The organism is Streptomyces calidiresistens (assembly GCF_014141525.1).
GTDB lineage: Bacteria > Actinomycetota > Actinomycetes > Streptomycetales > Streptomycetaceae > Streptomyces > Streptomyces calidiresistens.
The window spans coordinates 1-14,562 of the sequence record NZ_VKHS01000046.1; the positions used below are offsets into that span (position 1 = coordinate 1).

The 14,562-nt window shown below is 67.8% G+C and carries 11 protein-coding genes and 1 pseudogene; 9 read left to right on the plus strand and 3 right to left on the minus strand.

What is annotated here, in order from left to right; all coding sequences use genetic code 11:
• The first annotated feature begins 115 nt into the window (after nt 1-115).
• Nucleotides 116-2,875 (plus strand): CDP-glycerol glycerophosphotransferase family protein, encoded by a 2,760-nt coding sequence (locus FOE67_RS04050; protein ID WP_228473524.1) that lies wholly within the window; start codon nt 116-118, stop codon nt 2,873-2,875.
• Nucleotides 2,876-2,948: 73 nt separating this feature from the next.
• Here FOE67_RS04050 and FOE67_RS04055 read toward each other — a convergent pair whose 3' ends face one another.
• Nucleotides 2,949-3,968 (minus strand): acyltransferase family protein, encoded by a 1,020-nt coding sequence (locus tag FOE67_RS04055; RefSeq protein ID WP_323384186.1) that lies wholly within the window; start codon nt 3,966-3,968, stop codon nt 2,949-2,951.
• A gap of 220 nt (nt 3,969-4,188) precedes the next feature.
• Nucleotides 4,189-5,706, minus strand: coding sequence for a stealth family protein (locus FOE67_RS04060; RefSeq protein ID WP_182660466.1), 1,518 nt, complete (start codon nt 5,704-5,706; stop codon nt 4,189-4,191).
• A 639-nt stretch (nt 5,707-6,345) separates the two neighbouring features.
• Between FOE67_RS04060 and FOE67_RS04065 the strand changes: the two genes are divergently transcribed.
• The 6 genes from FOE67_RS04065 to FOE67_RS30600 all read left to right on the plus strand — a co-directional run bounded on the left by FOE67_RS04065 (nt 6,346) and on the right by FOE67_RS30600 (nt 11,903).
• Nucleotides 6,346-8,787: a LamG domain-containing protein gene (locus tag FOE67_RS04065; RefSeq protein ID WP_182660468.1), complete on the plus strand. Its 2,442-nt coding sequence runs from the start codon at nt 6,346-6,348 to the stop codon at nt 8,785-8,787.
• A 351-nt stretch (nt 8,788-9,138) separates the two neighbouring features.
• Nucleotides 9,139-9,540, plus strand: a complete 402-nt coding sequence (locus FOE67_RS04070) for a hypothetical protein (RefSeq protein ID WP_182660470.1) — start codon at nt 9,139-9,141, stop codon at nt 9,538-9,540.
• 314 nt (nt 9,541-9,854) lie between these two features.
• Entirely contained in the window at nt 9,855-10,814 is a 960-nt protein-coding gene (locus tag FOE67_RS04075) for an RHS repeat-associated core domain-containing protein (protein WP_498370689.1), read from the plus strand.
• Nucleotides 10,715-11,209, plus strand: a complete 495-nt coding sequence (locus FOE67_RS04080; protein WP_182660475.1) for a polymorphic toxin-type HINT domain-containing protein — start codon at nt 10,715-10,717, stop codon at nt 11,207-11,209. Before FOE67_RS04075 ends, FOE67_RS04080 begins: the two co-directional genes overlap by 100 nt.
• Complete coding sequence (locus FOE67_RS30595) at nt 11,101-11,448, plus strand: hypothetical protein (RefSeq protein ID WP_369075285.1); 348 nt, start codon at nt 11,101-11,103, stop codon at nt 11,446-11,448. The genes FOE67_RS04080 and FOE67_RS30595 overlap by 109 nt, the downstream gene beginning before the upstream one ends.
• The gene (locus FOE67_RS30600) at nt 11,448-11,903 is read left to right on the plus strand and encodes a DUF4304 domain-containing protein (protein ID WP_182660479.1); all 456 of its coding nucleotides are present in this window, start codon (nt 11,448-11,450) and stop codon (nt 11,901-11,903) included. Before FOE67_RS30595 ends, FOE67_RS30600 begins: the two co-directional genes overlap by 1 nt.
• Nucleotides 11,904-12,116: 213 nt before the next feature.
• Here the strand turns inward: FOE67_RS30600 and FOE67_RS04095 are convergent.
• Nucleotides 12,117-12,413: pseudogene (locus tag FOE67_RS04095) on the minus strand (IS5 family transposase); the annotation flags it as partial.
• Nucleotides 12,414-12,487: 74 nt separating this feature from the next.
• Between FOE67_RS04095 and FOE67_RS04100 the strand changes: the two are divergent.
• Nucleotides 12,488-12,808, plus strand: coding sequence for a GNAT family N-acetyltransferase (locus FOE67_RS04100; protein ID WP_438874180.1), 321 nt, complete (start codon nt 12,488-12,490; stop codon nt 12,806-12,808).
• A 406-nt stretch (nt 12,809-13,214) separates the two neighbouring features.
• A complete protein-coding gene (gene proB / locus FOE67_RS04105; protein WP_182660488.1) occupies nt 13,215-14,315 on the plus strand; it encodes a glutamate 5-kinase in 1,101 nt (366 codons plus the stop codon).
• Nucleotides 14,316-14,562 lie beyond the last annotated feature (247 nt).

The window sequence follows — 14,562 nt, forward strand, 5'->3', positions numbered from 1 at the left end:
CCGCCGACCGCCGCCCCCGGTGTGGGCGCCGGCGCACCCTGATCCACCTCGCCCCGAGGGGTCTCCCCGCCGTTTCCCCTCCGCTTCGTTCATTCAGTCAGGAGCCCTGATCCCCATGGCCCCCAAATCCGACCCCACCTCCTGCATACCGGAGGATTTGCGCCGTCTGATGCGGTGGCTTCCGGAGGCCTCGGCGGAGGAGAGGGAGGAGTTCATCGCCGGGACCGACGCGTTCTTCGCCGGTCCCTCGGCGGCGAGGTTCGCGAAGTTTCCCCCCTTGGATCGCATCAAGTGGCACCTGGCCCGTGAGCACCGGCTGGACGAGTTGATCGAGGTCGTCCGGTACGAGCGGGAGAACCCCTCGGCCTTCCGCGTGCGCGGGGTGTTGCGCCCCTCCGCCGAGGTACCGGGTGTGGACACGGGATCCCTGCCCTCCGAGGTGACCAAACTGGGGGCGAGTGAACTCCCGATCCGCTCCAAGGCCACCGAGATCGTGTGGGAGGACGAGCGGCTCGTGGTGCGCGGCTACGCCTTCGTCACCAACGTGCCGACGGAGGACGGCGGAGGGCTGCCGAGGCTGGCCTGGCTCCGTCGGCGCGGTACCCGCCGCCGGGTTCCGGTGAAGGTGCGTCCCCTCACCATGCCCCGCGCCACCCGGGAGAGCGGCCAGGCACTGCACTGTTACGACGGGGCGGGTTTCGAGATCCGTATCGATCCCGCCAAGTTGAGGGACCGGGGCGAGTGGCAGCCGGGGGAGTGGCAGCTCACCCTGGCTCTCCCCTCGCCCGGGGGATGGCGCCCCGGGCCGGTGGGAAAGAACGATATCGGTAGCGCCGGGCACTCCAGGGCCCTTCCGCTCGACGACGGTGCCCGTCTGGTGGTGGGCTTCTCCGAGAACGCCCTTCGTCTCACCATCGATCTGCCGGACATCGAACTGGTGGCGGGAGAGGGGACGGAGGACTCCCTGCGCCTGGCGCTGCGGGTCCCCGAGCGGTCGGACCGGACCCCCGAACGCCTTCGACTGACGGCGAAGGCGGACGGTGAGGAGCGGCGCTACCCGGTGACGGCCTCCTCCGGTGACGGTCCGACCACCCACCTGGTGGAGCTCCCCCTGTCCGACCTCACCCGGGCGACGGGGGAGAAGGACCCCACCGAGGACTTCCACACTCACGTCGAATTCTCCGACGGGACCGAGCGGCGGCTCACGGTGCAGGCGGACTTCCGTCCCTCGCACCACGACCTCCCCCTCGGGCGGGAGATCGCCGTCACCACGGACGGCCCCGGCCTGGTCAAGCTCCACGACCGCCGGCGGCAGCCGATCGTGGACCGTGCCGAGTGGACCCCGGACGGTGTCCTCGTTCTGGAGGGCGCGTACACCGGGCCCGGCGCCGACCTGAGGGTCATCCTGCGCCACGGCCAGCGCTTCGAGGAGCACGAAGCCTCCTGGGAGTGGGCCGACGGCCGGTTCGTGATCCGGGTGACACCCGACGACATGCCCTCCTGGGATTCCCGCCTCCCCCTGCGTCAGGGACGGTGGTACCTCTCGTTGCGGGACCGGGACGGTTGGGACCACACGGGGGACGTGCCGGTCAAGCTCCGCGCGGACCTGGTGAACACCCTGCCGCTGTCCCACCGGGGCCCCGGCCGCCGGTACAGCCTGGACCGGCGCTTCTTCGACCGCGTCTTCCTGGCCTCCGGCTCCGCGCTGGCGGAGAACGAGCGAGGTGGGTACCACCAGCGACGGCTGCGGGAGGTCGCCACCCCGCTGTTCAAACAGCGCCCCCTGCGGAACGCGATCTTCTACAACAGCTTCGGTGGCAAACAGTTCTCCGACTCCCCCCGTGCCATCTACGAGGAGATGGTCCGCCGAGGCGTCGACGCGGAACACATCTGGGCGGTGTCGGACGGCCAGGTCGCGCTGCCCGAGGGCGTGCGGGCGGTCGAGTGGCACAGCGAGGAGTGGTACGAGGCGCTGGCCCGCAGCCGGTGGGTGGTGACCAACGTCGGGTTGGGCGACTGGTACGAGAAGCGGCCGGGTCAATGCGTGGTCCAGACCTGGCACGGCACACCTCTCAAACGCATCGGCGCGGACCTGCTCGGCACCCCCCGGGCGAACCGCGCCTACATCGCCAGTCTGCCCCACCGCTTCCGGCAGTTCGACTACGTGATCTCGCCGAACGCCTTCACCACCCCCATCATGCGGGACGCCTTCTGCTGTGAGGGCGAGATCCTGGAGTCCGGATATCCCCGCAACGATGTCTTCCACCGTCCCGAGCGAGCGGAGATCATCGAACGGGTACGTCGGGTGCTCGGTATCCCCGAGGGCAAGAAGGTCGTCCTCTACGCCCCCACCTGGCGGGACGATCAGCGTCACACGGCGACCAAGTTCAAGTTGGACCTCCGGGTCGACCTCGCTGCCGCGCGTCGCGAGCTGGGGGAGGACCACGTCTTCCTCTTCCGGAAGCACCCCAAGATCCTCGATGCCATTCCCGGGGCAGGACAGGGGTTCGTCTGGGACGTGTCCGCCTACCCGGACATCGCCGAGCTGTACCTGATCGCGGACATTCTGATCACCGACTATTCCTCGGTGCTCTTCGACTACGCGCATTCCGAGCGACCGATGCTCTTCTTCACCTACGACCTGGAGCACTACCGGGACACGCTGCGCGGCTTCTACTTCGACTTCACGGAAAAGGCGCCCGGTCCGCTCGTGAAGACCTCGGAGGACCTCGTCGCCGCGATCCGCGACATCGAAAAGGTGAAAAGGGAGTACGCGGACCGGTACGACCGTTTCCTCAAGGAGTTCTGCGAGCCCCGGGACGGGCTGGCCACGGCCCGGGTGGTGGAACGCATGCTCTCCTTCCCGCGCGACTGAGCCACGGCTTCCCCGGAGCGGTCAACCGGGGTTTCGGGGCCCGTATCCCTTCGGGGGTACGGGCCCCCGCTCGTCATCCCCGGCGTGGAGCGGGGTCCCGGAACAGCAGGTTCAGACGGGGTTCCACCAGAGGGCGCAGGAGCCCACGGACGGGGGAGGAACACAGCGCGGTCACCAGAAGGGCGGCGGTGACGGTCACCAGCGCCGGTCCCCACACGGGATGTTCCACCGGGCCGAGGTCGTACCAACCCCACTCCCTGGCACCGCGCACGAGGAAACCGTGCAGCAGGTAGCCGTACAGCGTGCCTGCTCCCAGGGCGGTGAACCAGGTGGTGCGGCCGGGCACCAGGGCCAGGAAAGCGGCGGCGAGGAGTGCGGAACAGCCGTAGAAGACCAGCGTCATCACCACGCCGGTGGCCGTGGACACCCCGAGTTCCTGGGCGCTCTCCCGGTGGTAGAACCAGGCGTACTCCAGGCGCGGGACCGCCCAGTACGCCACCGGGAGGGCGGCGCACAGGATCGGAACCGCCGCGACGCGCACCGCGCGCCGGCGCAGTGCGGTGAAGTGCTCCGGCCGCAGCACCAGGCCCAGGACGAAGAACGGCAGGAACTGCAGCACGCGGTGCAGGTCCAGGGTGTTGCCGATGTAGGGGGAGACGGCGGCGAGCGTCCCGATGGCCACGGCCACCGGGAGCGGGTACCTGATCGTCTTCCATACGGGGGTCGTCAGACGCCAGATGAACAGGGCCAGCAGGAACCAGGTGATCCAGAACGGGGTGAACATCCGCACCGGTACCTCCGGGTCGGAGTACAGCCACCGGTTGAACACGGCGTAGAGCACCTGGAAGATCGCGTAGGGCACGAGCACGCCGCTGATCAGCCGCCGCACCCGGTCGGGGCGGGCGTCGAAACTCCGTGAGAAGTACCCGGCGATCACGATGAAGGCCGGCATGTGGAAGACATAGACCGCCATGTAGAGGGCGGTCACCGTCCGCGAGTCACTCCGCAGCGGTTCCCAGGCATGACCGATCGCCACGAGGACGATCGCCAGGTACTTCGCGTTGTCGAAAAAGGCGTCCCGCTGGTTCCCCACCGCCCGGGTGCCTCCCTCCCGAACCGGGCGGGAGGCACCCGGGCGGGAGGCCCGCCTCGTGCGTATGAGGGGGTTGCTCATCGATTCACCATCCGGGCCGGACCGGGACGAGCAGGGCGCCAGTGGGGGTGGAGCAAGGGGTCACGGTCGACCAAAGCCGAAGAACGAACACCGGGTGATCCTATCCGGTGGGGTTCGTCGACTTTTGCCCCCACCGCGGTCAGGTTTTTTCGCAGGGGCCCGGCACGGGGAAGCGTTCTCCGAGGAAGCGGGTCACCGCCTCGGTGCGTCGTGCCCGCTCCTCCCCGGAGTCCTCCTCGACCACGAATCCCGCCTCGTTGATGCACAGAACGTGATGTCTGCGATCCTCCAGGAAGTGGGCCAAGCGTTCCTCCAACTCCGGGGAGGAGACCTCGGCGTATCCCAGGCTCAGGTTTCCCGGTACCGCCCGAGCGGTCTGATGCGCGTAGTGGTGGTGCAGGGCCGACGGTATCGAGATGTCGTCATGAGCTCGAAAACGGTTCCGGGCCGTGTTCCGGTGCCACTCCGGGAACTCCTTCTCGATCTCCAACAGGATGTCCCGGCGCAGGGCGTAGGGGATGTGTTTCATCTTCTGGGTGGGCACTGTGCCGAAACGCTCCCGGATCAAGTCCCGGTTGTTCTTCTGTGCGGCGTCCACCGGTCGATCTTCGCGGGTCACGGACCCCGGTGGAATCACGGAGCGGGAGGGGAAGAACCTGGTGATCCCGTTGGAACAGAAGAAATGCTCGGGCAGAACCGGCCGGGCCAACAACATGTCGTCGTTGAAGTACAGGAAATGGTCCGCGAGGCCCTCGATGTGGTGCAGTCTGCTCTCGATCGCCCGGGAGTTGAAGGTGGGCAGGCACTCCGGGTCGTCGAAGATATCCCGGTGATCGACCACCCGCACCCGGGGATGAGCGGTGTCCAACCACTCCGGGACCTGACGGTCCGTGACGATGTGCACCGTCCGCACCCAGGGAGCGTACTGATGAAGCGACCGCAGGGAGAAGCGGAGCTCGTCCCGGTTGTGGAAGCGGCCGACGCCATCGGCCTCCGGGTGGTGCTCCTCCCCGGAATAGGCGGCCTTGCGGGCGCGCCACTCCGGGTCCGTGTCGTCCACCCAGGTGTAGACGACATCCACGGGGAAGTCGATCTCGTCCGGCCGTGGGGTCAGAAAGACATCGAGTGTGGGATGCGTGCCGTTGACCTCGGAGTCCGAAAAGGCGGAGAGAAGAGGCGTCATCCGGTGCGATGGCGCGCTCGTTCTCATCTCCCCACCGCGGACCCACCGCGTGACCCGGTTGGGGCGGGGGGCGAGGAGAACCTCCTCGGGGCGGCTCCAGAACTCGATGTCGCACCCGTGGTCGGATCCGAGCGGCTTCCGTTTCGACTCCGGGGCGACCAGATGAGTGAAGAAGCGCACCACGTCCTCGTCGCGAAGGAGTTCGCCGCCGCGCACGCCGATCGCGGGGGCGACGTTCGCGCTCGTGCGACGCGGCTTGTCAGCCGGCACCAGGTAACCCGGCACCTTCTCGCACAGGGAGGTGATCGCCTCGGCGACTCGATCCCGATCCCGCTCCTCCACGGCCACGACGGAGGCCAGGGGCTCGTGCCCGGGTACCACGAAGTGTTCGACGCCCGCCGCGTCCAAGGCCTCGAGAACCCATCGGAGGTGGTGTTCGCGCGCCAGGGCGGGGGAGAGACCGCCCACCACCACGCCGACCCGGCTCTTCGAGCCTCTGCCGATGAGTATGCGGTCCTCGCGGTCGAGAACCTCCGCGTAGGGGAAGCCGGCGGCGGTGGGAGCCGGGTCCGCGTCGGTCCGGGGCGTGGCAGGTGTGGACCCGGGGGAGAGCGGGGGAGAAAGAGCTTCTGCGCCCGGAGCTTTTCCGGCGGAAGCACGATGACGCGAAAGAGCACGTCGGAGCCGCTTCCGGAGACGGGGTCGGAAACCGGCGGGAGGGCTTCCCCGCCCGGGCTCCTCGATCGATTCCCCGGGTATGCGGGCTTCCGTGCTCACTCTTCCTCCGTACGCGTCGACGCGTAACAGATCATCATGACTTGTTCACGTGAAAGCCTCGCGAAAGTCACGATATGGGCACGTGGGGAGAGGTGGACGTTGGTGATGGCACGTGCTTCGCGCGCCCGGGCCCGGGCCGGGCAAGCGCTTCCGGGAGGGGCGATCACCGCGGGGGCCCGGGGGTGACGCGCGTCACCCCCGTGGAATGTCCCATCAGTGCACTTGATCCACTGCCGGGTGATTCAATCCTCTCGCTCCGCCATGTGCGCTTCACCTAGCGTCAATGCGCATGTCATGTACGGAAAGTGTGACCGAGGCGTTGAGGAGCTGACTTTCGTGATCCCTTCCCGCAGACGCGGCCCCCTGGTGGCCGCGCTGACGGCGATCCTGCTGGTGTGGCCGATGCACACCGGCACGGCGGCGGCCGACCCGGCGCGAACGGCAGCCTCGCCCCCGCCGCCTCCCCTGGTGACCTCCGCCGAGTACCCCGAGATCCGTCCCGCCGATCCGGAGGATCCCTGGTACGACGGCGCGGGACGGCCGGGCGAGTTCACGTTCTCCGCCCCCGGAACCACCGTCAACCGGTACCAGTACGGCATCAGAAACGATCCGTGGACCATTCTCCCCACGGAGAACGGAGCCCCCCGGACCATCACCTTCGTCCCCGAACGCGGAGGGGTCTTCTTCATCTCGGTCAGGGGGCTGACCCCCGAGGGCGTCGCATCCGGCGTGACCACGTATAGGTTCAGCGTGGCCTCCGGCACCTCGGAACGTGTCGGCTGGGCCTTGGACGATGCCTCCGACGCGCGGGTGGCGAGCGGGTACGCCGAGCCCCGTTCCGCGACTCTCCTGGGCGGCGCGGTTCTCGGGGGGGACGGGGTGCGCGGAGGCGCGTTGACCCTGAACGGCGCCGACGCCCTCCTCCGCACGGACACCCGACTTCTCGACCCCGCCGCCGATTTCACCGTCTCCACGTGGGTGCGTCTCGAGGAAACCGGTGACGAGCCGAGCGTGGTGTGGTCCCTGCCGGGGCGCGAGCACCCGGAGGTCGAACTCTTCCACTCGCCACGTCTGGACCGGTGGATCCTGGGGGCCGGCGGAAGCGAGCGGGGGGAGGGCCGTCCCACCGGGGCCCGTTCGCGGGCGCCGGTCTCCCGCACCACGGGCGAATGGGTGCACCTGGTCGGCACGCATGATGCCGTCCGAGGCGAGCTCACCCTGTACGTCAACGGTCATCGGACCGGTCGGACACCCCATGCGGCGGACAGTTCCATGAGTCGTCCGCTCCTCGTGGGGGCCGGTCGATACGCGGGCGGGTTCGACGGCTTCCTCCACGGGGACGTGGACGAGATCACGCTCTTCGAGCGAGTGCTTTCCCCGGAGGAGATCTCCCGGCTGCACGCGGCACCGGGTGAGTCGCTCCCCGGTGCCCCCGCTTCCCTCGCCCTGGCCCTCGACGAACCGGCCGGTGGACGCACGGTCGGTGGTGGAGCCGATGCTCCCGGCGCCGAACTGCGCGGGGGAGCCGCTCTCGGAGCGGAGAGCCTCACCGGCACATCCCTGGCACTCGACGGCCTGGACGGTCACGCGGTGGTGGGCTCGCTCCCCCTGAACGGCGCCGCCGACTGGTCGTTCGCGACGAGAGTGCGGCTGGACCGTCTTCCCGGGGAGGAGGCGACGGTCTTCTCCCTCACCTCGACCACGGACGAGGCCGTATCCGTGGGGTACGACCCGAGTGGGGGGAACTGGTTTCTGCGCACCCCCGGGGGTGGGAACACACCCGCCGGGACCACGGCACCGCTCGCGGAGCGCTGGATGCACCTGGCGGTCGTTCACCACGCCGGCCGTGACGCGGTCGAGCTGTACGTCAACGGTTTCCCGGCCGGCACCGCCGAGCAGGTCGGCGTGCCGACCGGCCCGCTCTCCCTGACGCTGGGGGCGACCGACGGCACAGCCGGTCCGGCAGCCTTCCTGCCCGGCAGGGTGGACGACGTGCGTCTCCACGATCGGCCTCTCCCCGCCTCCGAGATCAAGGCGATGAGTCCGCCGGTGGAGGACAATCCCCCGGCCGCCGTGGCCGCTCGCTGGAACTTCGAGGAACTCGTCGATGGCATCACGCCCGACTCCTCGCCGAACGGGCATCACCTCACCGTGGTCGGCGGAGAATTGGAAGAGTTCGGATGGGTGGACGACCGAGCCCTCCTCCTGAACGGCGTGGACGGTCACGCCTCCACCGACTCCGTGCCGATCGACACCACGAAGGGGTTCTCCGTGACGGGGTTCTTCAGGTCCCGGGGACTGGGGGACGAACCCGCCACGGTGCTCAGCGTGGTGGGTGAGCGGGAGTCGGCCGTGACGGTGCGCTTCCTGCCCCATCCGGAGGAGTACAGCTGGGGTGAATGGGAGGTTTCCCTCACCGATTCGGACGGTGACGATGCCGTGACAACACGCTTCGTGGCTTCCGATTTCCCCTCGGACCCGAGCTACTGGACTCACGTGGCGGTGGTCTATGACCGCTCCGGGGGAGCCCTTCGGCTGTACGTGGACAGCTATCCCACGGAGATCGACCTTTCCTCCGCCCCGACCTTCCCCGCCTTCGGCGAGGTGAGTTCCGTCCAGATCGGCCGTTCGCTGAGGAACGGCGAGTGGGGGGAGTACTGGCCGGGCATGGTCGACGACATCTGGGTGGTGGACGGAGTGCTCTCCGACCACCAGGTGAGGCATATGGCGGCGGGAGCTTCGGGGCTTCCCCCGGTCCTCCCGGTCGACCCCCGTTGACCCCGGGCCCCGGACCCGGTTCCCGAACCCCTCGGGACCGGCCCGGGGCCCGCCCCCGATAAACTTCGGAGACGAGAAGGGATGGTTTTCCCTTTCCTTCATGGTTCGGGAGGAATCGGGATGCCCTGCTCGGTGGAGGGAGCGCCGGCGGGGAACTACGCCACCACCACGGCGTACAACTCATCGGGGACGGTAAGGAGGATCAGCCTTCCGCCGGCCGGCTCGCTTACAGGTGAATCGGTTTCCTACGAGTATGAAGAAGCCCCCCTGTGGCTGGTGGGAATCAGAACAGGCAAAGGGTTGACCGCTACCACCACTTACAACAAACTCGGCAAGCCCCTTGAGTACGAGATGCTTTCTGGTAGCCGACTTTTTTCGATCATCAATACCTGTGAGTGGGATACTCGGCGACTGGCCGATTCGCTGGTAAAGCGCGAGGGACGTCCCGGCGTCGACCGGCACGAGACCTACGCCTACGACCCGATCGGCAACGTCCCCTCCATCGAGGACGGCTCCCCTTCCGGCACCGATCTGCAGCGCTTTGACTACGACCACCTGCGTCGACTGACGGACGCCTGGACGCAGAACCAGGGGAAGTGGGCGGCGAGCGGAGCGGCGGCGACCATCGCCGGCCCCGCCCCCTACCACCACTCCTACACCTACGACACGGTCGGCAACCGGGTCACCGAGACGCTGCACGAGCGGAGCATCACCCGCACGCACGAGTACGACGCCGAGCAGCTCCCACCCTGACCTCCGTCGGCCAGGAGGCGCCGGGCGTCACCTCGCTGGAGGAGTACGGGTAGGACGCGGCGGGCCGGACCGTCTCGCGTCAGATCGGCGGGGACACCCAAACGCGCTCACCTGGACCCCCGAGGGCCGGGTGGACACCGTCGAGAACCACGACGAGACCGGGGGCCTCCTACGTCTACAACGCGGACGGCGGCCGTCTCATCGCGCGGACCCACACCGGAACCACGCTCCACCTCGGGCACACCGACATCACCCTGCCCACCGGGGCGACGAAGCCGGAAGCCACCCGGTACGTCGACCCGGGCAGCGGGCACGTGGCGGTGACCACCGACGACGGCGCGACTTCCGTCATCGTCGCCGACCACCACGGCACCGGCCATCTGGCGATCGACATGGCGACCGGGGAACTCACCCAGCGCCGCACCCTGCCCTTCGGTGGCTTGCGCGGCACGGACCCCGGCCTCGACTGGCCCGGCACCCGCAGCTTCGTCGGCGGCATCGACGACACCGAAGCGACCGGCCTGATCAACCTCGGGGCCCGGGAGTACGACCCCGCCATCGGTCGGTTCATCTCCCCCGACCCGATCATGGATCTTACCGACTCCGAACAGATCCACGGCTACACCTACGCCAACAACAACCCCCTCGCCTTCTCGGACCTCTCGGGTCTTTTCCTCAACAAAGCGGTCGCGGCGACTATCGGAGCAACCAAGGCTGCTCTCAGCCTTGCCCGATGGGCCCTTTTCCCCGGAACTCGTGTCAATCAGCATCAGCCAATCGTTCGGCTGACTCCGCAGTTCAATTCAGGGCAGCGATTTGTTAATTCTTTCGGTAATAGGGCGAGTGGTCTCGTCTCATCGGCTGTCGACACCTATTCGGGTCTTTATGGTGGTACCGCCAGCTGCGTAACCGGAAGCGGTAGGTGCGGAGAGACCTTCAACAGGCTTTTGGAATTGCAGCCCGGTAGCCCGCAGATGATGATGGCAACGACCCTGGGGGTGATCGATTCTGTAGCCAGCGTGTTGAGGATGTTCAGGAGGGTCGCTACGCAGAGGTCGCGGGAGAAACAACTTTTGATGTCTTCGCCGCCTTGGCTTTCCGTAGGACAGGCCCGGCCAGGTCTCGATTCGGCGCTCCCTGTAGCAACAGCTTCGTGCCCGGCACGCACGTCCTCATGGCTGACGGCACCACGAAAGCCATCGAGGATGTGGTCATCGGCGACCTCGTCCTCGCCTCCGACCCGGAAACGGGGGAAGTTTCCGCCAGGACGGTGACCGCTGAGATCCGAGGAGGGGGCGAAAAAGAGTTGGTGGCCGTCGGTGTTCCGTCGACCACCGACGCAGCCGCCTCCGAGGATCTGAGTGACAAGCCTCTCGTGGCGACCGCCGGCCACCCCTTCTGGGTGGACAACACTCTCACCTGGACCGAGGCCGGCGAGTTGGCCCCGGGTGACCTGTTGGTTTCTCAAGTCGGCGACACGGTGCAGGTCACCTCGCTTTCGCAGATCACCGAGTACGCCCGGGTCTACAACCTGACAGTGGAGGGCCCCACACGTACTATGTGTTGGCGGGGGCTACGCCGGTACTCGTTCACAACTCGAGTTGTCCGCGTGACGCGCAAGGAAGGTTCACGTCCGGTGAGAATGCAGATTCTGCTCGTGGACGGTTGACTCACCAGAATTACCGCACAGCTCTAGGCGACGGATACGACTATGAAGTGACACTCCCCAGTGGGCGTAGACCTGATGCGATTAGCTGGGAGAGCCGGGTGGTCCGCGAACTTAAGTCCGATGCTCCTAGTAGCATGGCGACCGGACGTCGACAGTTGCGGGGCTACGTGGGAGAGCTTGAAGAGATGACTGGCCAAGCCTGGACCGGACATCTGGATATCTACAAGAAATTCGGTTGATGGTGCAGAGTGCAGTGGTCCGAGTAGTAGATGAATCTATCAAGCCGCTAGGCTTTCAGCGGCGCGGCCACAGTTGGTATCGAATTACGTCGGATTTGTATTCGGTGATCAATGTTCAAAAATCCAGATGGAGTGAGTCGTGTTCCATTAATATTGGATTCTCTCCTTCTGGGCAAGTCAAGAATTTGTGGCTACCCGAGTCCAGGTGTCAAGTTCGATTCAGGCTGGACTCCCTTAAGTGCGTTACTCGCGAAGGGCTGCTTCTTTTGGAAGGGGGAACTGATCAAGAGGTCAAGCTTCGGGCCTCCCTTGTGGAGAAAATCGGAAATCCACTCGCTCAATTCGTGGTCGGCGTTACGAATTTGGACGATTTGAAGGGTGCTCTAAATTCTGACGTAACAGGAAATGTGTTCATTCATGGAGAAATTCGCCAACTGCTTGCTTCGCCTGATTAGGGGACTTCTTCTTGGGGGCGGGGTAATCTGGTGCGTGTAATCCATTGTGGAGCCCAGGGTTCTTTCTTTTGGTGGGTCGGGTGAACTTTCTCTGCGGGAGAGGCATCAGGGGGGCGACGTATTTCCGGCTGCCCGTTAGGGGTGATGCGAATTCCTCTTGTGGTTGCGCTATAAGTGAGCGTTTGGTTCTCGGCTGTCCGTTTGATTCGTAGTTCAAATGCCGCGCCAGTTGGGGGTGGCTTCGCCGGCGAGGCGGCGGCTCATGAGGTCGATCATCGAGAGGTGGATCATGACTGCGGAGCGGGCGGGCAGGGTTTCGTAGTCGCGGGCCAGGCGGCGGTGGTGGTGCATGAGCCAGCCTGGGGTGTGCCCGATGACCCAGCGGCGGGGTTGGACGGTGGAGATGCGGCTGGGGGCGGTGCGGTGGACGATTTCCAGGTCGATGCCGCGGGTGGCGGCGTGCTCGATGAGGGTTTTCTTGTAGCTGGCATCGGCCCAGGCCTTGGGGATGATTTGGTATGCGAATCAAAAGCTCACTGAGATGGGAAGGTCTACAGTTGGGTGAATAGGAACGGAATGAAGGGGTGATCGAGGTGGGGCAGGGGTCGCCGGTGGTGGTGGACCGGCCGGACGCGAAGCGGTACGAGGCGACGCTGGACGGGGAGCGGGCCGGGATCGCCGACTACATCCGCACGCACGAGTTGATCGTCTTCACCCATACCGAGGTGGAGCCGGCCATGGAGGGCCGGGGAATCGGCAGCGCCCTGGTGCGCGCCGCCCTGGACGACGCGCGACTGGCGCAGTTGAAGGTGCTGCCGGTGTGTCCCTTCTTCAAGGGCTGGATCGAGCGTCACCCCGACTACGCGGATCTGCTGTACGACAAGCGCAGCCGGGTCACCGACTGAGCCCGGTGGACCCGGCCCGCCGACGGCGGAGGAGGGCGGGGCCGCGCACGGGATAGGCCGGAGGTGCCGTGCCCGGGGCCGGTCTCCGGCCCGGGGCGTCGAGGGCGGTGGGGGAGTCCGGGAATGGGCGGCTGTTCGGCGCTGTGGGGGAGGGGTGTTCGAGCCGGGTTCCGGGGTCGGACGGGTGCCGGGCCCGCCCCGCCCCCGCTCCGACGCCGACGCCGACGCCGGCAGGCGGAATGCCCGGGCGCCGGCACCCGGTGCCGGCGTAGATTGGCCGCGCGTCGGCGCCGGTCGGGACCGCCGGGCCGCAGGAGCGGCCCACCGTCGGCGCGACCGGCGGGACGAGCGCGAACGGAGCGGCACGGTGGCAGCGGCACAGCGGGGCGGGGAGGCGCGGCGCGCGATGGTGGCGGGGGCCCGCCGGGTCGTGGTGAAGATCGGGTCCTCCTCGCTGACCACCGCCTCCGGCGGTCTGGACGCGGACCGGGTGGACGCCCTGGTGGACGTGTTGGCCAAGTACGACGACCGGGAGATCGTGCTGGTCTCCTCCGGCGCCATCGCCGCCGGTCTGGCCCCGCTCGGCCTGACCCGCCGCCCCGGTGACCTGGCCCGCCAGCAGGCGGCGGCCAGCGTGGGGCAGGGGCTGCTGCTGGCCCGGTACACCGCGTCCTTCGCGCGGTACGGCCGCCGGGTGGGTCAGGTGCTGCTGACCACGCACGACACCAGCAGGCGCGCGCACTACCGCAATGCCTTCCGCACGCTGGAGCAATTGCTCGCGATGGGCGCGGTGCCGGTGGTCAACGAGAACGACACGGTCGCCACGGACGAGATCCGGTTCGGTGACAACGACCGGCTCGCGGCCCTGGTGGCCCACCTGGTCCGCGCCGACCTGCTGGTGCTGCTGTCGGACGTGGCGGGCCTGTACGACGGCGATCCCCGCCGTCCCGGCGCCCGGCTGATCCCCGAGGTGACCGGTCCCGCCGAGTTGGAGGGCGTGGAGCTGGGCAGCGCGGGCCGGGCCGGGGTGGGGACCGGCGGCATGGTGACCAAGGTGGAGGCGGCGCGGATCGCCACCGGCGGCGGCATCCCGGTGGTGCTGACCTCGGCCGTGCACGCGGCGGACGCCCTGGCGGGGGCGGGGACCGGCACCTGGTTCCACGCCACCGGTCGGCGCAGCGCCGGTCGGCTGCTGTGGCTGGAGCACGCGTCCTCGCCGCGCGGGGCGGTGGTCCTGGACGCGGGGGCGGTGCGGGCGATCACCGAGCGGGGTGGTTCGCTGTTGCCCGCGGGCATCACGGCGGTGGACGGGGAGTTCTCGGCCGGGGACCCGATCGAACTGAGGGACGAGTCGGGGCGGGCCTTCGCCCGGGGCCTGGTCAACTTCGACGCGCGGGAGATTCCCCTGTTGATCGGCCGTTCGACCCGTGAACTCGCCAGGGAGCTCGGCCCGGACTACGAGCGCGAGGTGGTCCACCGCGATGACCTCGTGCTCGTCGGGGCGTGAGGGACTCGGCGGGCCCGGCTGCACGGGGTGTGTCGCGGGGCCCGGGAGGTCCCCGCGGTGGGAACGGAGGGGGTCCGTCCGGTGGAGCTTCGTCGATTCGCCCCCGGGTTTCCGGATGAGCCGGCAGTTTTGAGGCGGGTTCGTGTGGCACGTCGGGAAGCAGCGCCGCGCCCGTCGCGCACGAACCGGCGCGCGAGCGGTTTTCCGCGCCCCGGCGGTCGGTGGGAAGCACCCCGGCGGATGGGGA

Bases quoted from the DNA above. Each gene is read 5' to 3' on its own strand.
- FOE67_RS04050 (WP_228473524.1), top strand. From the start codon at position 116: ATGGCCCCCAAATCCGACCCCACCTCCTGCATACCGGAGGATTTGCGC.
- FOE67_RS04070 (WP_182660470.1), top strand. From the start codon at position 9,139: ATGCTTTCTGGTAGCCGACTTTTTTCGATCATCAATACCTGTGAGTGG.
- FOE67_RS04080 (WP_182660475.1), top strand. From the start codon at position 10,715: ATGGCTGACGGCACCACGAAAGCCATCGAGGATGTGGTCATCGGCGAC.
- FOE67_RS30600 (WP_182660479.1), top strand. From the start codon at position 11,448: ATGGTGCAGAGTGCAGTGGTCCGAGTAGTAGATGAATCTATCAAGCCG.
- proB (WP_182660488.1), top strand. From the start codon at position 13,215: ATGGTGGCGGGGGCCCGCCGGGTCGTGGTGAAGATCGGGTCCTCCTCG.